The 17,552-nt window shown below is 40.6% G+C and carries 12 protein-coding genes; 9 read left to right on the top strand and 3 right to left on the bottom strand.

Annotation, left to right across the window (positions count from 1 at the left end; translation table 11 throughout):
• Positions 1-7 precede the first annotated feature (7 nt).
• Positions 8-628, top strand: coding sequence for a HEAT repeat domain-containing protein (locus IEE83_RS02005; RefSeq protein ID WP_228101640.1), 621 nt, complete (start codon positions 8-10; stop codon positions 626-628).
• Here the strand turns inward: IEE83_RS02005 and porQ are convergent, their stop codons facing one another.
• Positions 629-1,672: a type IX secretion system protein PorQ gene (gene porQ, locus IEE83_RS02000; protein WP_228101639.1), complete on the bottom strand. Its 1,044-nt coding sequence runs from the start codon at positions 1,670-1,672 to the stop codon at positions 629-631.
• A gap of 89 nt (positions 1,673-1,761) precedes the next feature.
• Here porQ and IEE83_RS01995 point away from each other — a divergent pair, with 89 nt between their 5' ends.
• From IEE83_RS01995 to IEE83_RS01985, 3 genes are all read left to right on the top strand, one after another.
• Entirely contained in the window at positions 1,762-3,321 is a 1,560-nt protein-coding gene (locus IEE83_RS01995; protein ID WP_194118961.1) for an acyl-CoA carboxylase subunit beta, read from the top strand.
• A 281-nt stretch (positions 3,322-3,602) separates the two neighbouring features.
• Entirely contained in the window at positions 3,603-4,475 is an 873-nt protein-coding gene (locus IEE83_RS01990) for a cytochrome c (protein ID WP_194118960.1), read from the top strand.
• Positions 4,476-4,551: 76 nt separating this feature from the next.
• The gene (locus tag IEE83_RS01985; RefSeq protein ID WP_194118959.1) at positions 4,552-5,559 is read left to right on the top strand and encodes a ScyD/ScyE family protein; all 1,008 of its coding nucleotides are present in this window, start codon (positions 4,552-4,554) and stop codon (positions 5,557-5,559) included.
• Between the two features lie 10 nt (positions 5,560-5,569).
• Here IEE83_RS01985 and IEE83_RS01980 read toward each other — a convergent pair whose 3' ends face one another.
• Entirely contained in the window at positions 5,570-7,390 is a 1,821-nt protein-coding gene (locus tag IEE83_RS01980; protein ID WP_194118958.1) for an alpha-amylase family glycosyl hydrolase, read from the bottom strand.
• Between the two features lie 168 nt (positions 7,391-7,558).
• On the opposite strand from IEE83_RS01980, the gene IEE83_RS01975 reads away from it, so the two are divergent.
• The 5 genes from IEE83_RS01975 to rbp all read left to right on the top strand — a co-directional run bounded on the left by IEE83_RS01975 (position 7,559) and on the right by rbp (position 15,879).
• Positions 7,559-9,199 (top strand): aminopeptidase P family protein, encoded by a 1,641-nt coding sequence (locus IEE83_RS01975; protein WP_228101638.1) that lies wholly within the window; start codon positions 7,559-7,561, stop codon positions 9,197-9,199.
• Between the two features lie 273 nt (positions 9,200-9,472).
• Entirely contained in the window at positions 9,473-10,747 is a 1,275-nt protein-coding gene (locus tag IEE83_RS01970) for a Gfo/Idh/MocA family oxidoreductase (RefSeq protein ID WP_194118957.1), read from the top strand.
• A gap of 123 nt (positions 10,748-10,870) precedes the next feature.
• Complete coding sequence (locus tag IEE83_RS01965) at positions 10,871-14,320, top strand: DUF1080 domain-containing protein (RefSeq protein WP_194118956.1); 3,450 nt, start codon at positions 10,871-10,873, stop codon at positions 14,318-14,320.
• 146 nt (positions 14,321-14,466) lie between these two features.
• Complete coding sequence (locus IEE83_RS01960) at positions 14,467-15,297, top strand: SMP-30/gluconolactonase/LRE family protein (RefSeq protein ID WP_194118955.1); 831 nt, start codon at positions 14,467-14,469, stop codon at positions 15,295-15,297.
• A gap of 45 nt (positions 15,298-15,342) precedes the next feature.
• A complete protein-coding gene (gene rbp, locus IEE83_RS01955) occupies positions 15,343-15,879 on the top strand; it encodes an RNA-binding regulator (RefSeq protein ID WP_194118954.1) in 537 nt (178 codons plus the stop codon).
• Positions 15,880-16,341: 462 nt separating this feature from the next.
• Here the strand turns inward: rbp and IEE83_RS01950 are convergent, their stop codons facing one another.
• On the bottom strand, positions 16,342-17,532 hold the full coding sequence (locus tag IEE83_RS01950; protein ID WP_194118953.1) for a nucleoside permease: 1,191 nt from the start codon (positions 17,530-17,532) through the stop codon (positions 16,342-16,344).
• Positions 17,533-17,552 lie beyond the last annotated feature (20 nt).

Below are 17,552 nucleotides of genomic sequence, written 5' to 3'. Positions count from 1 at the left end.
GGTGTTTATGATGACGCTGGATACCAATCTCACCACACTCCTCTCCCACCTCACCAAAACCGAACACGGCTTCAAACATATCATATCCGCAGGTGATGATTTAATAAAAGACGAAAATCTTAATCACTTTGAAATTGCCCAGGAACTTATTAAACATGAAAGTTACCAGGGCAGAATGCTAGGAACGTATTTATTTGGAGCTCTTTGTGCTGAAAATATTTCTGCTTTAAAAATTCTAAAAACACAGGTTTCAAAGGATGAAAACTGGCGGGTGCAGGAAATGCTTGCCAAAGCTTTTGATTACTACGCAAAACAAATTGGTTACAAATCTGCTCTTCCTGAAATTGAAAATTGGCTTTCAGATGAAAATCCTAATGTCGTTCGGGCTGTAATTGAAGGATTGAGAATATGGACTTCCAGACCTTGTTTCAAAGAAAATCCGGAGATCGCAATCCAGTTGATAAGTCAGCATAATCAGAATGAAAGTGAATATGTACGAAAATCGGTTGGGAATGCACTGAGAGATATCAGTCGTAAATTCCCTGACCTGGTTAAGCGGAAAACAGCTGAATGGAATCTGGAAGATAAACGTATAGCTTTTACTAGTAAATTGATTTTGAAGAAATAGTTATTGCTTCTTCAAATTCATCAAAATCGACAAAGAGCTGCTTCCAAACCCAGGCGTATATTGCGCTCTTCCGTAACTGATTTCAAATCTTTTAACACGAAGCCAGGCTCCGAATGAAAATCCGGCCAATCCTCCTGCATTATATAATTTCAATTCCTGTCTTTTTAAATGATCGTAACCCAGAAGGATTTTGAAGTTTTTATCCAGCAATAATTCTGCTCCTATTGATAAATGTCGGGCCAGTTTCTCTGTCACTCCTACTTTTCTTGGAATTCTGACCCCATTGATATCATAAGTAAAAAACAAATTCGGATCGTTGTAAACCATGTCAAAACTATTCAGGTGATGAATTGTCGCCGAAAACCGTATTGGCATATATTTCGGTTTGAAAGTTATCCCGGTTCTCAGATCCAAGGGTAAAACCGGCGTATTTGCTCCTGTGAAATTTTGCTTCAAAAATCCCAGGTTTTTTACTACAAAACCTATCGTGAAATCCTGGTTAGGATGTTTGAAAACGCCACCCCAGTCAAAAGCCATTCCATAAACATGATAGGATTCTATGGATGAACCGACAAATTTGACAGAACCGCCCAGCGTAAAAGCACCAACGGTTTGTCCATATCCGGCAGATAATCCATAATCAGCAGCCCGAAATTCCCCAACAACATTACCGGAAGCATCCGTCTCAGTAATAGTACCATAATTCAGATACTGTAAACCAACAGCCCAGGTTCCGGAAGTGCGTTTTACTTCATGACCATAAGCCAGATTTAAAAACCTGGTATCAGCAAGGTATGGCATTATATTAACTGAAACCTGATCTTGTTTTGACGAGTCAAGCAGTGCCGGATTCTGCAAAAAAAGTGCCGGATCATTTCCTGAAATAGTCATATGATTCGAGCCTAGCGCGGTACTTTTTGCCTGCGAGGGAAGTTGCAGAAAATTAAGTCCGCTTTTTCCTCCGGTCGTTTGCGCATTACTGTTTCCCAAAACCAGGAAAAGAAAAACCGTCAAAAAAGATAAGCCCGTACCAATTTGCCTCATAGAAATGCAAAAATTTCCCGATTCCGTTAAAATGACATTATATTTATGAATCTGTTCAAAAACAAATGTAACCATATCGTCTGTATTACATGGAATTAACGTCTGCCGCAATTTCGAAAAAGGATCAATTAGATAAAAAAAACGCAGAAGCTGACCTTGGAGGCGGCGAACACCGGATTAAAACCCAACATGCAAAAGGAAAATTAACCGCTCGTGAAAGGGTTTCTATTCTTATTGACGAAGGTACTTTTGAAGAAATCGGCAAATTTGTAATGCACAGAAGCAGAGATTTTGGACTGGACAAAGAGCATTATCTTGGCGACGGCGTTATAACAGGTTATGGCAAAATCAATGGAAGATTAGTTTACGTTTTTGCCCAGGATTTTACAGTTTTCGGTGGGTCCCTATCGGAAACACATGCGGAGAAAATTTGTAAAATCATGGATCTTGCCATGAAAAACGGCGCTCCCGTTATTGGTTTAAATGATTCTGGCGGAGCACGGATTCAGGAAGGCGTACTTTCTCTGGCAGGATATGCCGATATTTTTTACAAAAACACTCTGGCATCCGGCGTTATTCCACAAATTTCGGCCATCATGGGTCCATGCGCTGGTGGTGCTGTTTACTCGCCTGCGATTACGGATTTTATCATGATGGTGGAAAACAGCAGTTATATGTTTGTGACCGGACCAAATGTTGTTAAAACCGTTACCCATGAAGATGTTACTTCTGAGGAATTGGGTGGTGCCATGACCCATGCGACAAAATCCGGCGTTACACATTTCGTCACGCCAAACGAAGTAGAATGTCTGCTGAATATTAAAAAACTTCTGAGTTATCTTCCCCAAAACTGCGAGGATGATGCGCCGAGATTAGTCTATGAACCAGGCAGTGAAACGCGGCCAGCATTAAATGATATCATACCCGAAAATCCAAATCAACCCTACGATATCCGCGAAGTAATCGAGGAACTAACGGACACTGAAACATTTTTTGAAGTCCACAAAAACTTTGCAGAAAATATCGTTGTCGGATTTGCAAGAATTGCAGGAAGAAGTATAGGAATTGTAGCGAATCAGCCAGCTGTTTTGGCCGGTGTCCTTGATATAAACGCAAGTCAGAAAGCAGCGCGTTTTGTACGTTTTTGTGATTGTTTTAATATCCCGTTACTTGTATTGGAAGATGTTCCCGGATTTTTGCCTGGTACTGATCAGGAATGGAACGGAATAATCACAAATGGTGCAAAACTGTTATTTGCATTTTGCGAAGCTACGGTTCCGCGTATCACAGTGATCACCCGCAAAGCATATGGTGGTGCCTATGATGTTATGAATTCAAAACACATTGGAGCCGATATGAATTATGCCTGGCCGACCGCGGAAATCGCCGTGATGGGCGCAAGCGGTGCTGCTGAAATTATTTTCAAAAGGGAAATTGCAGAATCTGAAAATCCGGCTCAAAAATTGCATGAGAAAATCGATACCTATACTAAAAAGTTTGCAAACCCTTACCGCGCAGCGCACCGCGGTTATATCGACGAGGTAATTTACCCGGAACAAACCAGAGAAAAACTCATCCGTGCTTTTAGTATGCTGGAAAATAAAGTTGCCACACTGCCAAGAAAAAAACACGGAAATATCCCTTTGTAGAAGCATAACATTAAAAAGTTTTTTTCAGAAACCCGGTTACATCTCTTTGTTGAGAATGACCGGGTTTCTTCGTTGGCGCCCAATAGTTCAATTTTTGGTCAAACAATTTGTTACCGTTAACTCATAAAACAAACCGCTAAATAATATTTACTTGACTGATTATCAATCGGATTTTTATATTTCGACAATGTAAAAATCTGTTAGAAAATTACATCTGATCTCTTCCTGCGAAAAATTGACTGGAAGTTTCAGATCTGTTAATTTGCATTTCTCCTTTTGTTATGATCACTAAAATTCTGAAACGGACTGGCATTATCATTGGCGGACTTCTTGTTTTTCTTCTGGTTTTTTACACCTATATCTACTTTAATGTGGAGTCGCGGGTGAATAAAGTTTATGAAGTAAAAGTGCAGAATTTGGCCATTCCTACGGACAGTATTTCTTTGGCAAAAGGCAAACATTTGGCTGAGATTCGGGCATGTACCGGTTGTCACGGAACAGATTTTTCCGGTGGAATTGCCTTCGCAGATGATACGTCTCCTGTTGGAATTTTATATAGCACCAACATTACAAGTGGAAAAGGAGGAATAAATTATAGTGATATGGATTGGATCAGGGCTTTGCGTCATGGACTTGGTAAAGATAACCGCGCACTTTGGTTTATGCCATCTCATGAAATATATGAGATTTCAAATCAGGATATGGCTTCATTGATAAGTTACGTCAAAACCCGTCCGCCAGTTGATAAAGAAAACAGGATCAAATCCTTAAAACCCCTCGGCAGAATTCTCACATTTTTTGATCAATTTCCACTTTTGCCAGCCGAAAAGATAGATCACAATGCCGTTCCTGTTGATGCTGTTGCGGTTTCCGTCACACCTGAATACGGAAAATATCTGGCCATTACCTGTACAGGTTGTCACGGAGAAAATTTCAAGGGAGGAGAAGCACACGGACCAAACGAACCACCTATTCCGGACATCAGCTCAACCGGAAATTTAGGAAAATGGACTTCCGAAGGTTTTGTGACAACACTTCAAACTGGCAAAAAACCTAATGGAAAGCAGTTAAATCCGGCAATGCCCTGGAAAGCTTTCAACTATACAAATGAAGAATTGAATGCAATTTATACCTATCTGCACGGTCTTCCGTAAATCACTTTTGTCAACCCCTCCTGATTATAAACTTAATTAACTGTTTTACAACAAATCACCTTTAAGTTGAAATCTTATGAAAACCTTACCATTTCTACGTAATTTATTTCTGTTGGCCTTCGTTGTCGCAAGCTGTACGGATCACGACTTTTTTCAGGAACCGACACAATTTAAATCCGATGAAGTTGCCGGCGGATTTGCCGCTCCACTTGGAATTACACATGATGCAAATAATAATTTGTGGATAACAGAGCAGGGAGACGGTTCGGGAAAAACCGGCAAAATTTCTGTGATTACGCCCGATGGAAAAGTTTACCCTGGCATTATTGGTTTTAATTCCGTTATCAGTCCTGAAAAAGCACCAAGCGGATTGACTCACTTAACATATAAAGACGGAAAGCTTTACATTTTACATGGGCCAGATGGGAAATTATTCATTGCTGATGTTTCCAAATTTAAACCCGGAACAGATCCTGCTATTGATGCCTCAACATTGATTTCTGAACCCATCGGTGCATTTGTTTTGGGTTCCAAATTTAAAATCCCTAAAAATGAATCTAATTTATTTAATATGACCTGGGGGCCGGAAGGCGATCTCTATATTACCGATGCAGCTGCTAATGCCATCGTTCATCGTGCTGCTGATAAGTCACTTAGCATTTTTGCTGAGTTTGATCCCTATTACACGCCAACTGACACCATCGATTTTGTACCAACCGGCATTGTTTATGATGGATCAAAATTCCTTGTTACTTCGCTTAGCGGGGGACCTTTTATTAAGGGATTGGCTACAATTAAAGAGGTTAGTACAGGCGGAGTTATAAAACCTTACGGAGAAAAATTTACGACTTTGGTCGACATTGTTCTTACACCCGGGAATAAACCACTTGTTGTCTCTTTCGCCGAATTTTCTTTGACAACAACACCTCCGAATTTTGTTCCTTTTACAGGACAAATTCAAAGTGGTGACGGAACTACGATCGCAGGTGGGTTAATGATGCCAACAGATTTGGAAAGAACCGGCGACAAAACTTACTATTATGTTTCCCTGGCACTGGCAAAAGTTTTCAAACTAACTTATTGAAAGACTTTGGTCAACCATAAATTACAAAACCGGCAGGAGGAATGGTGAGGCGAACAGCCTTGCCATTTCTTGTTTCAACATTAACCTGGGCCGGACTCGGGGCGGAAGCGTATAAACATTTCAGATTAGAATCGATTTCATGCAAACTTTCGTCAATTGTGACGTAAGCGATGGTTTCATTTTCCTGATCGGTATTAAATGCGCACAAAATCTCTTCCTCATCACAAATTCTTGACCATGCCACAATGGTCGTCATCCGGTCGCCCATTAAAACAGGATATCCAAATTCTGTTCCGTTCCCAGAAATCTGTCTTAAATATTGACGGCCTCTTCTCAGTGCAAAATGTTCTTTTCTTATCGCTGCAATCTTAGCAATTTCAGGAAACCTGGGATTTTCTTCATCGAAAAAATGTGCATGCTTACTCCGGAAAGCGCCAAAATCTCCACCAAACATGGATTCCCTGATGTAACGATCATTTCCACCTTTTCCGTCAAAACCTTGTTCCGTGCCATAATAAATGCAGGGAATACCAAGTGAAGTAAGATTTAAACCAACAACGGCGATAAGCGATAAAGCACCGGAATCATTTGCACAGAAACGTGCCTTATTATCACCTTTCCTCACCTGATCATGATCATCAAAAAGTGTCACAACTTTATTCCGGAACCAGATATGTGATTCTTTATGAACAAGTTCCGAGTTTCTGAAAAGATTAAAATAATCAGCAGGATTCCGGTAACCTTTTACCAGGTATTCCATTTTATCGGGAATATCATCAATACCGAGCGCAGCATTTAAACCGGTAATTTCCAAAGTATCAAAAGCTCTCTGGCGCCCACCGGTTATTTCTCCGATCAGGTAAAAATTTTCCTTCCCAATCGTCATTGTAAATTCTTTGATCACAGATGCAAAATATCTCGTCGCACCGGGATCCATATGTTTTACGGTATCAATCCGGAAACCATCAATATCGGTTAGCGCGATCCAGTATTTATATGCTTTGGTTAAAGCAATCAGCGTATCGGATGGACTATAATTATCAACAGTACCAGAGCCGTGGTGCAAATCTTTCAGTACTTCAAAATCACCTTCCAGAAATTCCGGACTATCATCCCAATGAATTATTTTTCCTTTTTGCGTAAATGCGTCAGCGGTTTGCAGTTCTTTTGGCCAAATCGCGGCATCCGGATATTTGTCATCACCAACTAAACCAAGCGGTAAATCAGGAGTTCCGGCAGCATTTCTAAATCCTTCTACCGGGAAAGTTTTACCATTTTGATAATCCGGCTGACCGTTTATATAACCAAAAACATCACCGCTGTGATTTAAAATAATATCAAGGATTACATAAATTCCATGTTCATGCGCTGTTTTTACCACATCAATAAGGTCCTGCGTTGTGCCAAATCTTGGTTCAATATCCAGAAAATCCTGAATGCCATAACCGTGATAAGTTTCCTGCGATGCCACTTGTTTAAAGACCGGACTGATCCAGATCGCAGAAATTCCGAGCCGTTTCAGATAACCGATTTTACTTTTCAAACCAACAAGATTTCCTCCGACAAACTTTTGTCCGGCTTCTCTCCATGTTGCCGCTTCCGGATCTGTTTGAATTGCATTTTCAAAATCCACAGGCAAATATTTTGCAGTATTTCCGGTGCCTATGATGTTTCCCTCATTATCAAGAAAACCTTTTTCTTTATTATCCGAAAAGCGATCGAGCAGTAAAAAATATAAAACCTGATCTTCCCAGGCATCCGGAGACGGGAAATATTCAGGTTTGATCAAATTGTGAAAGTCTATATCCGAGATTGATTTCAAATTTCCCATAATGAATAAAGTTGCTGGTGATCAACCCGATAGTCGATAAAAAATGAAAAAAGAAAACAATTATGTACTTTCGATTCTGTCAAATATCGGATTAATATAACATTGTGAGTGAAAAGTTTGATATAATAATTTGGCAATCAATTCATTAAATATAAATATACCCGAAAATTGAAAGATATCTCAACAAAAAATATTCTGATTAAAGCGAAACTGGCCACTTTGCTCTTATCCTTTTGGGCCACAATCGGCTTCGCACAAATTCCTGTGCCCACGGATTATCTTACAAAGGATTTCCACAAAGGAAGACGTGAAGCACTCCGACAATTGCTTCCTCCCAATTCAGTAATGGCGATTTTCGCCTATCCGGTCAGGAATTTTTCCAATGATGTAGATTATAAATATCACCCAAATCCTGATCTGTATTATTTCAGCGGATACAACGAGCCGAATGCTGTATTGCTGATTTTTAAAGACAACCAGAAAGATTCCGCCAATAGGTCTTACAACGAATTGTTTTTTGTTCAGAAAAAAGATGCGCAGAGAGAGCAATGGACTGGAAAACGTCTTGGTATTGAAGGTGTGAAAGCCGCAGGTTTTTCCCATGTTTATAATGCCGAAGACTTCGGGCGTTATGCACCTGATCTTTCAAAATTTGATAAAATCATTTTTGAATTCCCACAGGATATTGCTGATAAACTTAACCAGTCGGATGACATTTACGATTTGGTAAAAACATTCAAAAAGAAAACGGCAATGCCGGAAGATTTTGACGATGAAGTACTTGGCGATTTAATGTCGCTTAGACAATATCCTAAATTACTAGCTTCTGTCCCAAGACTTACTTCTTATTACCAGGCGTTGGCTGACAAAAACGAACGGTACAAAAATAATTCGCTTGTTACCAAAATCATACAGGTAAAAGATTCAACAGAAGTGACGAAGCTGTTGGCAGAAATGGATGCAATGAAATATAATCCTGCGCTTTACAGTCTTTACACCAAACAATTAAGACAAATTAAAACTGCCGAAGAACTGGTTTTGATGAGAAAAACAGTAGAAATATCTGCTCTGGCGCATCGGGAAGCTATGAAAGCGATTAAGCCTGATATGTCGGAACTTGAATTGCAGGGAGTTCAGGAATTTATTCATAAAAAACTGGGTGCTGAATATGTCGGATACCCGTCTATCGCCGGAGCCGGTGCCAATGGCTGTGTGCTGCATTATATTGAAAACAATGCAACCAGTGTTGGGAATAACAAAATGATACTGATGGATATTGGCGCGGAATACCACGGCTATTCTGCTGATATCACCAGAACTTTTCCTTCAAACGGCAAATTCACTCCGGAACAAAAACAGATTTATGATATCGTTATTGACGCACAGGAGGCGGTTTTTAAAATTTGCAAAGAGGGAACATCTTTTCAGGAAATTGAAAAAACAGCCCGTGATGTGGTAGCAAAAGGATTGGTAAAACTGGGTATTTTGAAAGATGAATCGGAAAGCCGGACCTACTTCCCGCATGGTTGTTCACATTTCCTTGGATTGGATGTACATGACAAAGGCATTTATGACAAGCTGCTTGAAAATATGATCATTACCGTAGAGCCTGGAATTTATATTCCGGAGGGCAGCAATTGTGATAAAAAATGGTGGGGAATAGCGGTAAGAATTGAAGATGATGTTTTGATCAAAAAAGATAAATATGAAATCTTGTCCTCCGCTGCACCAAGAAAAACAGAAGATGTTGAAAAAGTGGCGGCACAAAAAAGTTTTGTGGATAATCTGTCTGAGGAATTGAAAAAATAGGTTGGATCTTTTTGCAAATTCATTTTATATAGCTGCAATTCATATCCGGATTGCAGCTTTTATATTATTCCGTACTATAAACTTTCAACAGTTTGAAAAATTGCCGTTAATTAATTTTACCAAATTATTGTGGCATAAGAAGTTAAACTGAAATAAAACTTAGAATAAGTCATCTCCTTTTGTTCCATTATAAATAATGTCATAATTTCACACGTATTTAATAATATTATTTACGATCCTAAACTTTTCAATTCCTAAATTATCCCTTAACTAATGAAAGAAAAGAAAGGCACTTCTTCGTCCAGGCGTAACTTTATCAAAGGTTCGCTGGCGACGCTCGCCACATTTTCAATTGTGCCCCGTCACGTACTGGGTAAAGGTTTTATTGCACCAAGCGACCAGCTTACAAAAGCAATTGTGGGCGTCGGTTCCATGGGCCGCGGCCATATTCCGTATGCCGGAACCAAGGTTGTTGCCCTATGTGATGTTGATAAAACCCATCTTCAAAAAGCGGTAGATCTTGTGGATAAAGGCGTTAAGACTTTTTCCGACTATCGTGAATTAATTCAATTACCGGAAGTCGATATTGTGCACGTGGCAACGCCTCCACACTGGCATGGAATCATTGCCGCTGATGCAGCCCGCGCCGGAAAAGATGTCTGGTGTGAAAAACCGATGACAAGAACGATCGGTGAAGGAAAACGTTTGGTGGAAGCAGTTCAGCAGCACGGAAGAATTTTCCGTCTGAATACCTGGTTCCGTTTTGAGGATAATTTCTATGGCATGAAAACGACCGTAAAGCCAATTAAAAAATTGGTTCAGAGCGGGTTGCTTGGATGGCCTTTGAAAGTTACCGTGAGCAAACATACGGGCTTTGACTGGAAATTTTACTGGGTGGGAAAAACAGATAATCAGCCCATGCCGGTACCGGCGGAACTGGATTATGACATGTGGCTCGGCCCTGCTCCCTACAAACCATATAGCGAACACCGTGTGCATCAGACATTCCGTGGATACTGGGATTATGATGGCGGCGGATTGGGGGATATGGGCCAGCATTATATTGACCCAATTCAATATTTCCTTGGAAAAGATGATACCAGTCCGGTAAGCGTGGAAGTGGATGCTCCGCAGCAGCATACCGAAGCAGTTGGTACCTGGAGACGCATTACATACACGTATGCGGATGGATGCCAGATTATCCTGGATGGTGAAGGCAAAGATGAAAATGTGGCTTACATCGAAGGACCAAAAGGAAAACTTTATCCAAATTTTAAATCCGATATTCAGGATCTTGAAAAGAAACTGGCTGCTTTCCCGGATCCGGAACCACAGGTTACCAATTTCGTTGATGCCGTTAAAAGTCGTCAGAAATTTGCTTTGAATGAAGAAAACGGACACCGTTCCTGTACCATAGTTAACATGGGACTGATCGCTTTGCGCTTGGGTCGCTCACTGAAATTTGATCCTATAAAACAGGAATTTATTGACGATGAAGGTGCGAATCGCCTCATTGACCAACCCATGCGCGGTCCATGGACTATGTAAACTTTTAGCCGCGGCGCCGGAAGTAGTTTAAAGCCGTACTAACACAGTAATTTCTGTATTGATCTTTATTCATATTTTGGGAAAGAGCGATACAAAAACCGTTTCATTCATTTAAAACAGATCATGAAAAAAATTATATATGCGCTGCTTGCCTGTTGTATGCTTCATACGGGTGCAATGGCTCAATTGGATAAAAACAGAACTTTATCGACCCGAATCGCCGATTTACTAGCGCAGCTTCCGGCTGATAATGCAACTCAATTAAAGAAAAGCATGGACGAACTGGCCGATCTTGGAAAACCGGGATTGGTTCAAATCGCATCGATGCTGGTTGCACCAGGCAAAGGAAATGATGCCAAGGCGCAGTATGCGCTTGGAGGTTTTACTTATTACTCATCTCAGGCCGGAAAAGAATCATGGCGTAAAAATGCGGCCGAAGCTTATGTGGAAGCTTTATCAAAAGTGCAGTCGCCGGAAAGCAAGCAATTTTTGATTTATCAGTTACAAACCATTGGTAAAGACGAAGCCGTTCCGGTTGTGGCAACTTACCTTTCTGACGAATATTTGTCAGGACCTGCTGCAAGAACATTGGCAAGAATTGGTACTGAAAGTACTGGGAAAGCACTTTTACAAGCTTTGACAACTGCAAAAGGCAAAGCTCAGATTTCTATTACAGAAGCACTTGGTATGAGCCGCGTAAAAGAAGCAGCTGGTGCTATTGAAAAAACGGCGACAAGTGAGGAATTGAATTTACGTAAAGTAAGCCTGTTCGCTTTATCTGAAATCGCTTCCCCGTCTTCGGAATCCATCCTGGCTGCGGCGGCTGTGAAAGCAAATTATCTTTATGATGAAGCCAATTCAACTGCTTCTTATTTGAACTATTTGTCGCGCTTATCTCTTACCGGAAACGCTCCGATTGCAGAAAAAGCAGCTTTGGTGCTTACTAATTCTTTGGTTGATGCAAAACAAACGGACGCACGGTCTTCTGCTTTGAAAATATATGCGGACAGCAAAAAACGCGAAAGTGTTCCTGTTTTGGTAAAAGCCTTGGATAGTTCAGATCTTGAATACCGTGCTGCGGCTTTGAAACTGGGACAAAAATATACAATGGCAGATGGAACAACTCCCTGGTTAAATGCTTTAAAAAAGACAAAGCCGGAAGTTCAGGCTGAAATTATTTATATGCTGGGTCGCGCTGAATCAAAAGATGCATTGCCAATCATTACGAAATCTCTTGCTTCAAAAGATGCTAAAGTTAAAACGGCGGCTATTTGGGCAACTGGAAAAATCGGTGGCGAGAGCAGCCTTCCTGCTTTACTTCCAATTCTGAAGAAAGGTAATGCAGACGAAATCAAAGCGGTTAAAAACACACTTTTGACGTTGAAAGGAAATTCAGTTGTGGATCAGCTTGCAACGGCTTTACCAACTTTACCAGCAACGGCGCAACCGGCGGTCATTGATGTTTTGGCTGCAAGAGCTGCCAGTTCTAAAATGGGTGTGGTTTCAGCACAACTTACAAGTACTAATCCGGAAGTTAAAACAGCTGCATTTAACGCGCTGAAATCACTGGCAACTTCAAATGATCTGCCTCAGTTATTTACACTTTTGAATTCCGTAACTAATGCTGATGAAGTCACCGCTGTTCAAAATGCGATTATTACCGGTGTAAAAGGATCAGGAAATGCTTCGGCGCAGAGTGATTTTATTTTGAAACAAATCACTGCTTCCCCGGCGGATAAACAATCTCGTTACCTGGCAGTTTTGGCCAGTATCGGTGGAAATAAAGCTTTGACTTCGGTTGTTTCATCTTATAATGTAGGTGATGCAGTTTCTAAAAAGGCGGCTATTTCTGCACTTTCCAACTGGTCAGATGCAAGTGCTGCGAACGAGCTTTTGGCTATTGCAAAAAAATCAACGGATGCAGAAGATTTCAATCTTGCTTTGACCGGTTATGTTTCAGGAATTACAAAATCTCCAAAAACGCCGGTTAACAAAGTTTTGATGCTTCACAATGCGCTTGACATTGCAAAAACGGATGCGCAGAAAGAATTGATCTTGAAGGAATTACCAAGATATAAAACGTTCAACGCTTTGCTTTTGGCTGGAAAGTATCTTGACAATTCCGGCGCTGTTCAGCAAGCTGCTGCTCAGGCGGTGATGAATATCGGATTGGCAAACAAAAATTTCAGCGGTGCAGAAGTTCGGGAACTGATGACAAAAACATCTTCGGTTTTGAAAGGCCAGGATAGCGAATATCAAAAAGAATCTATCCGCAAATATCTGGCAGAAATGCCGGCTGGCGACGGTTTTGTTTCTTTATTCAACGGAAAAGATCTTACAGGCTGGAAAGGTCTGGTTGAAAACCCGATTGCCCGTGCCAAAATGAGTGCTGATACTTTGGCTTTGAAACAGAAAAAAGCAGATGAGATTATGAAATCAGGCTGGTCTGCGAAAGACGGTGATTTAGTTTTCTCTGGTCATGGCGATAATCTGTGTACGGTTAAACAATATGGAGATTTTGAAATGTATATTGACTGGAAAATTGAATCAAAAGGTGATGCAGGAATTTATCTTCGCGGTACGCCTCAGGTTCAGATCTGGGATACCTCCCGTGTTGATGTTGGCGCTCAGGTTGGTTCTGGCGGATTGTATAACAATGACAAAAATCCTAAAAATCCGACAAAACTTGCGGACAACGCCATCGGCGACTGGAATAATTTCCACATTACCATGATCGGCGACCGTGTTACGGTTGAATTGAATGGTGAAAAAGTAGTTGATAATGTGATTCTTGAAAATTACTGGGATCGTAAATTGCCAATTTTTGTAAAAGAGCAACTGGAATTGCAGGCGCATGGAAACGTAGTTTACTACCGTGATATTTATGTTCGTGAAATCCCTCGTCCGGAACCTTTCATGCTTTCTGACGAAGAGAAAAAAGAAGGTTATAAAATCCTTTTTGACGGAACGAATATGCATGAATGGGTTGGAAATACAATTGACTACACCAGCCAGAATGGTGAAATGGTTTGTAATCCAAATGGTGGCGGAAAAGGAAATCTTTATTCAAAAGACGAATACAGCGACTTTATTTTCCGTTTCGAATTTCAGCTTACACCTGGCGCAAATAACGGTCTGGGCGTTCGTACGCCTATGGAAGGTGATGCTGCTTATGTTGGAACAGAAATCCAGATTCTTGATAATGATGCAGACATTTATAAAGATTTGAAAGAATATCAATACCACGGTTCTGCGTATGGTATTATCCCTGCAAAACGTGGATATCTGAAACCGCTTGGCGAATGGAACTATGAAGAAGTTTATTTAAAAGGATCAAAAATCAAGGTTACTTTGAATGGTACCGTGATCACAGAAGGAGATCTTGCCGAAGCCAGTAAAAATGGCACAGCGGATCACAGAGATCACCCCGGGTTGAAAAACACAATGGGACATCTTGGATTCCTTGGACATGGAGCTCCGCTCAAATTTAGAAATATCCGTATTAAAGATTTATCGAAGGTAACGGAAGAGCCTGTTGCAGCAGGAAAGAAAAAAGCTAAGAAAAAGAAATAGCGATATTTCTGCAAAAAATTTAAAAAGTCTGGCCGCTTGCGACCAGACTTTTTTTGTATTTTTTTATTTAGCTTTGGTATAATAATGCTTTTAAAACTGAATAATCAAACCACTTCAATCTTAAATCTCCAACAAAACTTAGCCAGATGAAAATCAAAAATCTACTTTTTACCGCCTTGTTTACAGCTTCTTTTTTATCAGTTCAGGCACAAAATACCTTAACTGAAATCTGGGCAACGGAAGGCACAATTCCGGTTCCTGAATCTGTGTTTTACAGTGAAGGAGATAAAATTTTATATGTAGCACAAATTGACGGAAAGTCGGGCGAAAAAGATGGAAAAGGTGCGATTGGAAAAGTTGGACTTGATGGTAAAGTAATTGATCTGAACTGGGTATCTGGCTTGAATGCGCCAAAAGGAATGGGGAAACTCGGTTCTAAATTCTACGTAGCCGATGTTACAGACATTGTTGAAATTGATTTCAAATCAGGCAAGATTTTACAAAAATATCCTGTTGAAGGTTCGAAATTTCTGAATGATCTGACAACAGACTCAAAAGGAAATATCTACGTTTCTGATTCTGATACCCACAAAGTGCATCTTCTGAAAGACGGAAAAGTTTCAACCTATTATGAAACCTTGACACGTCCAAACGGATTGTTATCAATAGGTACCGATTTGCTGATCCTGGACAGCGGTTCACTTATAAAACTGGATGCAAACAAGAAACCCACGACCCTTGCAGAAGGCCTGGATAAAAGTACGGATGGAATTATGGAAGTGAAACCAGGCGAGTATATCGTGTCCTGCTGGGCGGGAGCTATCTATTACGTAAAGTCTGACGGATCGAAAGAATTGATGCTGGATACCAAGGCCGCGGGCAGCAATACAGCCGATATTGGGTATGACGCCAAGAAAAAGATTGTATATGTACCAACATTTTTGAAAAATAGTGTAGTAGCTTATCAGTTAAAATAATATATTTATCATAACAAAACAGAATTTTAAAAAACAGGCATTTCTATGGACATTTTTGTTGGGAGTCTTTCTTTTAAGTTAAAAGAAAGCGAGTTGCGTGAAGCTTTTGAAAAATTTGGTGAAGTAAGCTCCGCAAAAATTATTATTGACAAAATTACACGTCAAAGCAAGGGGTTTGGGTTTGTAGAAATGCCTGATGAAGAGCAGGCTAAACTAGCCATAAGTGAGTTGAACGGAGTCGAAATGTACGGCAGACCGTTAGTTGTAAACGAATCGCAGAAAAAAGAAAGAACACCGGGAGACCAGCCAAGAACAGGCAGCAGCGATAGTCGCAGCAGCAGTACAGGAACAAGCGACAGAAGTTCTAACTTCGGAAGAAACAAACCAGCCGGTGGCGGTGGAGGTTATAGCGGAGGCGGAAACAGCGGCGGAGGTTATGGTGGAGGAAGTGGCGGCTACGGCGGCGGAAGCGGGTATGGTGGAAAACCTAAATCTGATTACGGACGCGGAGGAAGAGACGGAGATTATAAAAAAGGCGGCGGATCAAGAAGAGGTGATTCAAGAGACAGAGATGATTGGTGAGAAATTGTTGAGCTAACCGTTCAATAATTGAATTATAATATAAACTAGAAAAGGTCATCAGGTTTTCGAACTTGATGACCTTTTTCGTTCACAAAACCTTGAAACAAATTCGAGCAAATCAATTTGGAAATCACAAAAATTTACGGCTCCATCAGAGCCTCCTTTTTATAGAAATTTGAGATAGTTAACATTTCCCGGCTCCTTGGGAGCCTCCTGGCATTTCGATCAAATATCAAATCAGGCAAAAAACAGGAGGCTCCGAAAGAGTCATGAAAATTGGTATCAGGACGTTTTTCTATAAACAGGCGATGGCTATACAATGTGATATTGCTAACTCTTCGTTCTCCAATCAGTCAAAAAAATTACTAATCCATTTGAAACAAAAAGGCCGCAAACATAACTTTGCGACCTTCCCCTTTTAAACTTTTCTGCTTTGCGTGAAAAACACTGAAACCTGAAATCTTAACTCTCAGCCTTCACCTTATTGTCCTTAAAGAACAAAACAAACAGAACAAGCACCAAAGCAGCAATTCCAGCCGGAACCATCCAGATACTAGTCCAATCTTTAACGCCATTCACAGTATATTGATCAGCCACAATACCGGCAATCCAGGAACCAATTCCCATTCCAATACCGTATGTAGCGATTGTAATCAATCCCTGTGCAGAAGATCTGTATTTCTCACCTGCTTTGCTATCCGTATAAATCTGACCCGTAACAAAGAAGAAATCATAACAAACACCATGAAGAACGATTGCCATATATAGTAACCATTCGCTGCTCGCATCACCATAACCAAAACCGATAAACCGAACAATCCAGGCGATCAAACCAACGATCAAAATCCATTTTACACCGAATTTGCGGAAGGCAAAAGGAATTAAAAGCATAAAAACAACTTCTGAGGCTTGTCCAAGCGACATCTTATTTTCAACATTTGTCATCCCAGAATCCGTAAGAGACGGATTCGCCATAGCATAGTAAAATGACAAAGGAATACAGATCAGCAAAGACGAAATAAAGAAAATTGCGAACGAGCGGTCTTTAAAAAGCTTGAACGCATCCAAACCCAAAATATCAGAAAAAGTAGTGCTGGTATTTGGCTTCGGTGGTGTATTTGGAAGAAAGAACGAATAAACACCTAAAATAGCAGCAGCGATCATCGAAATTTTGAAAATCATTACGCTGTCACCAAAACCATAGTAACCGATAATATTCGAAACCACGATCCAGGCCACAGTGCCCATTACACGGATAGTTGGGAAATCTTTTTCTGTATCCTTCACATGCTGCATAGCGATGGAAGTTGTCAATGCCATGGTTGGTGCAAAAGTTATACAGTAAGCCAAAATCACCCAGAAAAATGTATCAGCATCGGTAATTCCTGTGATCAAATACAACAAAGCCGCGCCCGCCAAACTCAACACACCAAGTACTTTCTGGGCAGCAAAATATCTATCAGCAATCATACCCACAAAAAAGGGCGCTATAATCATCGCAATGGAAAAAGCCGCATAAGCACCTCCCACCTGGACTCCGGTCGCGTGCAGGGAATTAAACATGTATTTACTCATCTGGCCGTACCATGATCCCCAAATAAAATAAAGGAGAAACATCATGGCCATTAACTGATAACGGGTCAAATTTTTCATAAAAAAGATTAGGAGTTATT

The sequence above is a fragment of the Dyadobacter subterraneus genome, assembly GCF_015221875.1.
Classification (GTDB): Bacteria; Bacteroidota; Bacteroidia; order Cytophagales; family Spirosomataceae; genus Dyadobacter; species Dyadobacter subterraneus.
This window is presented reverse-complemented; position numbering and strand designations above follow the sequence as displayed.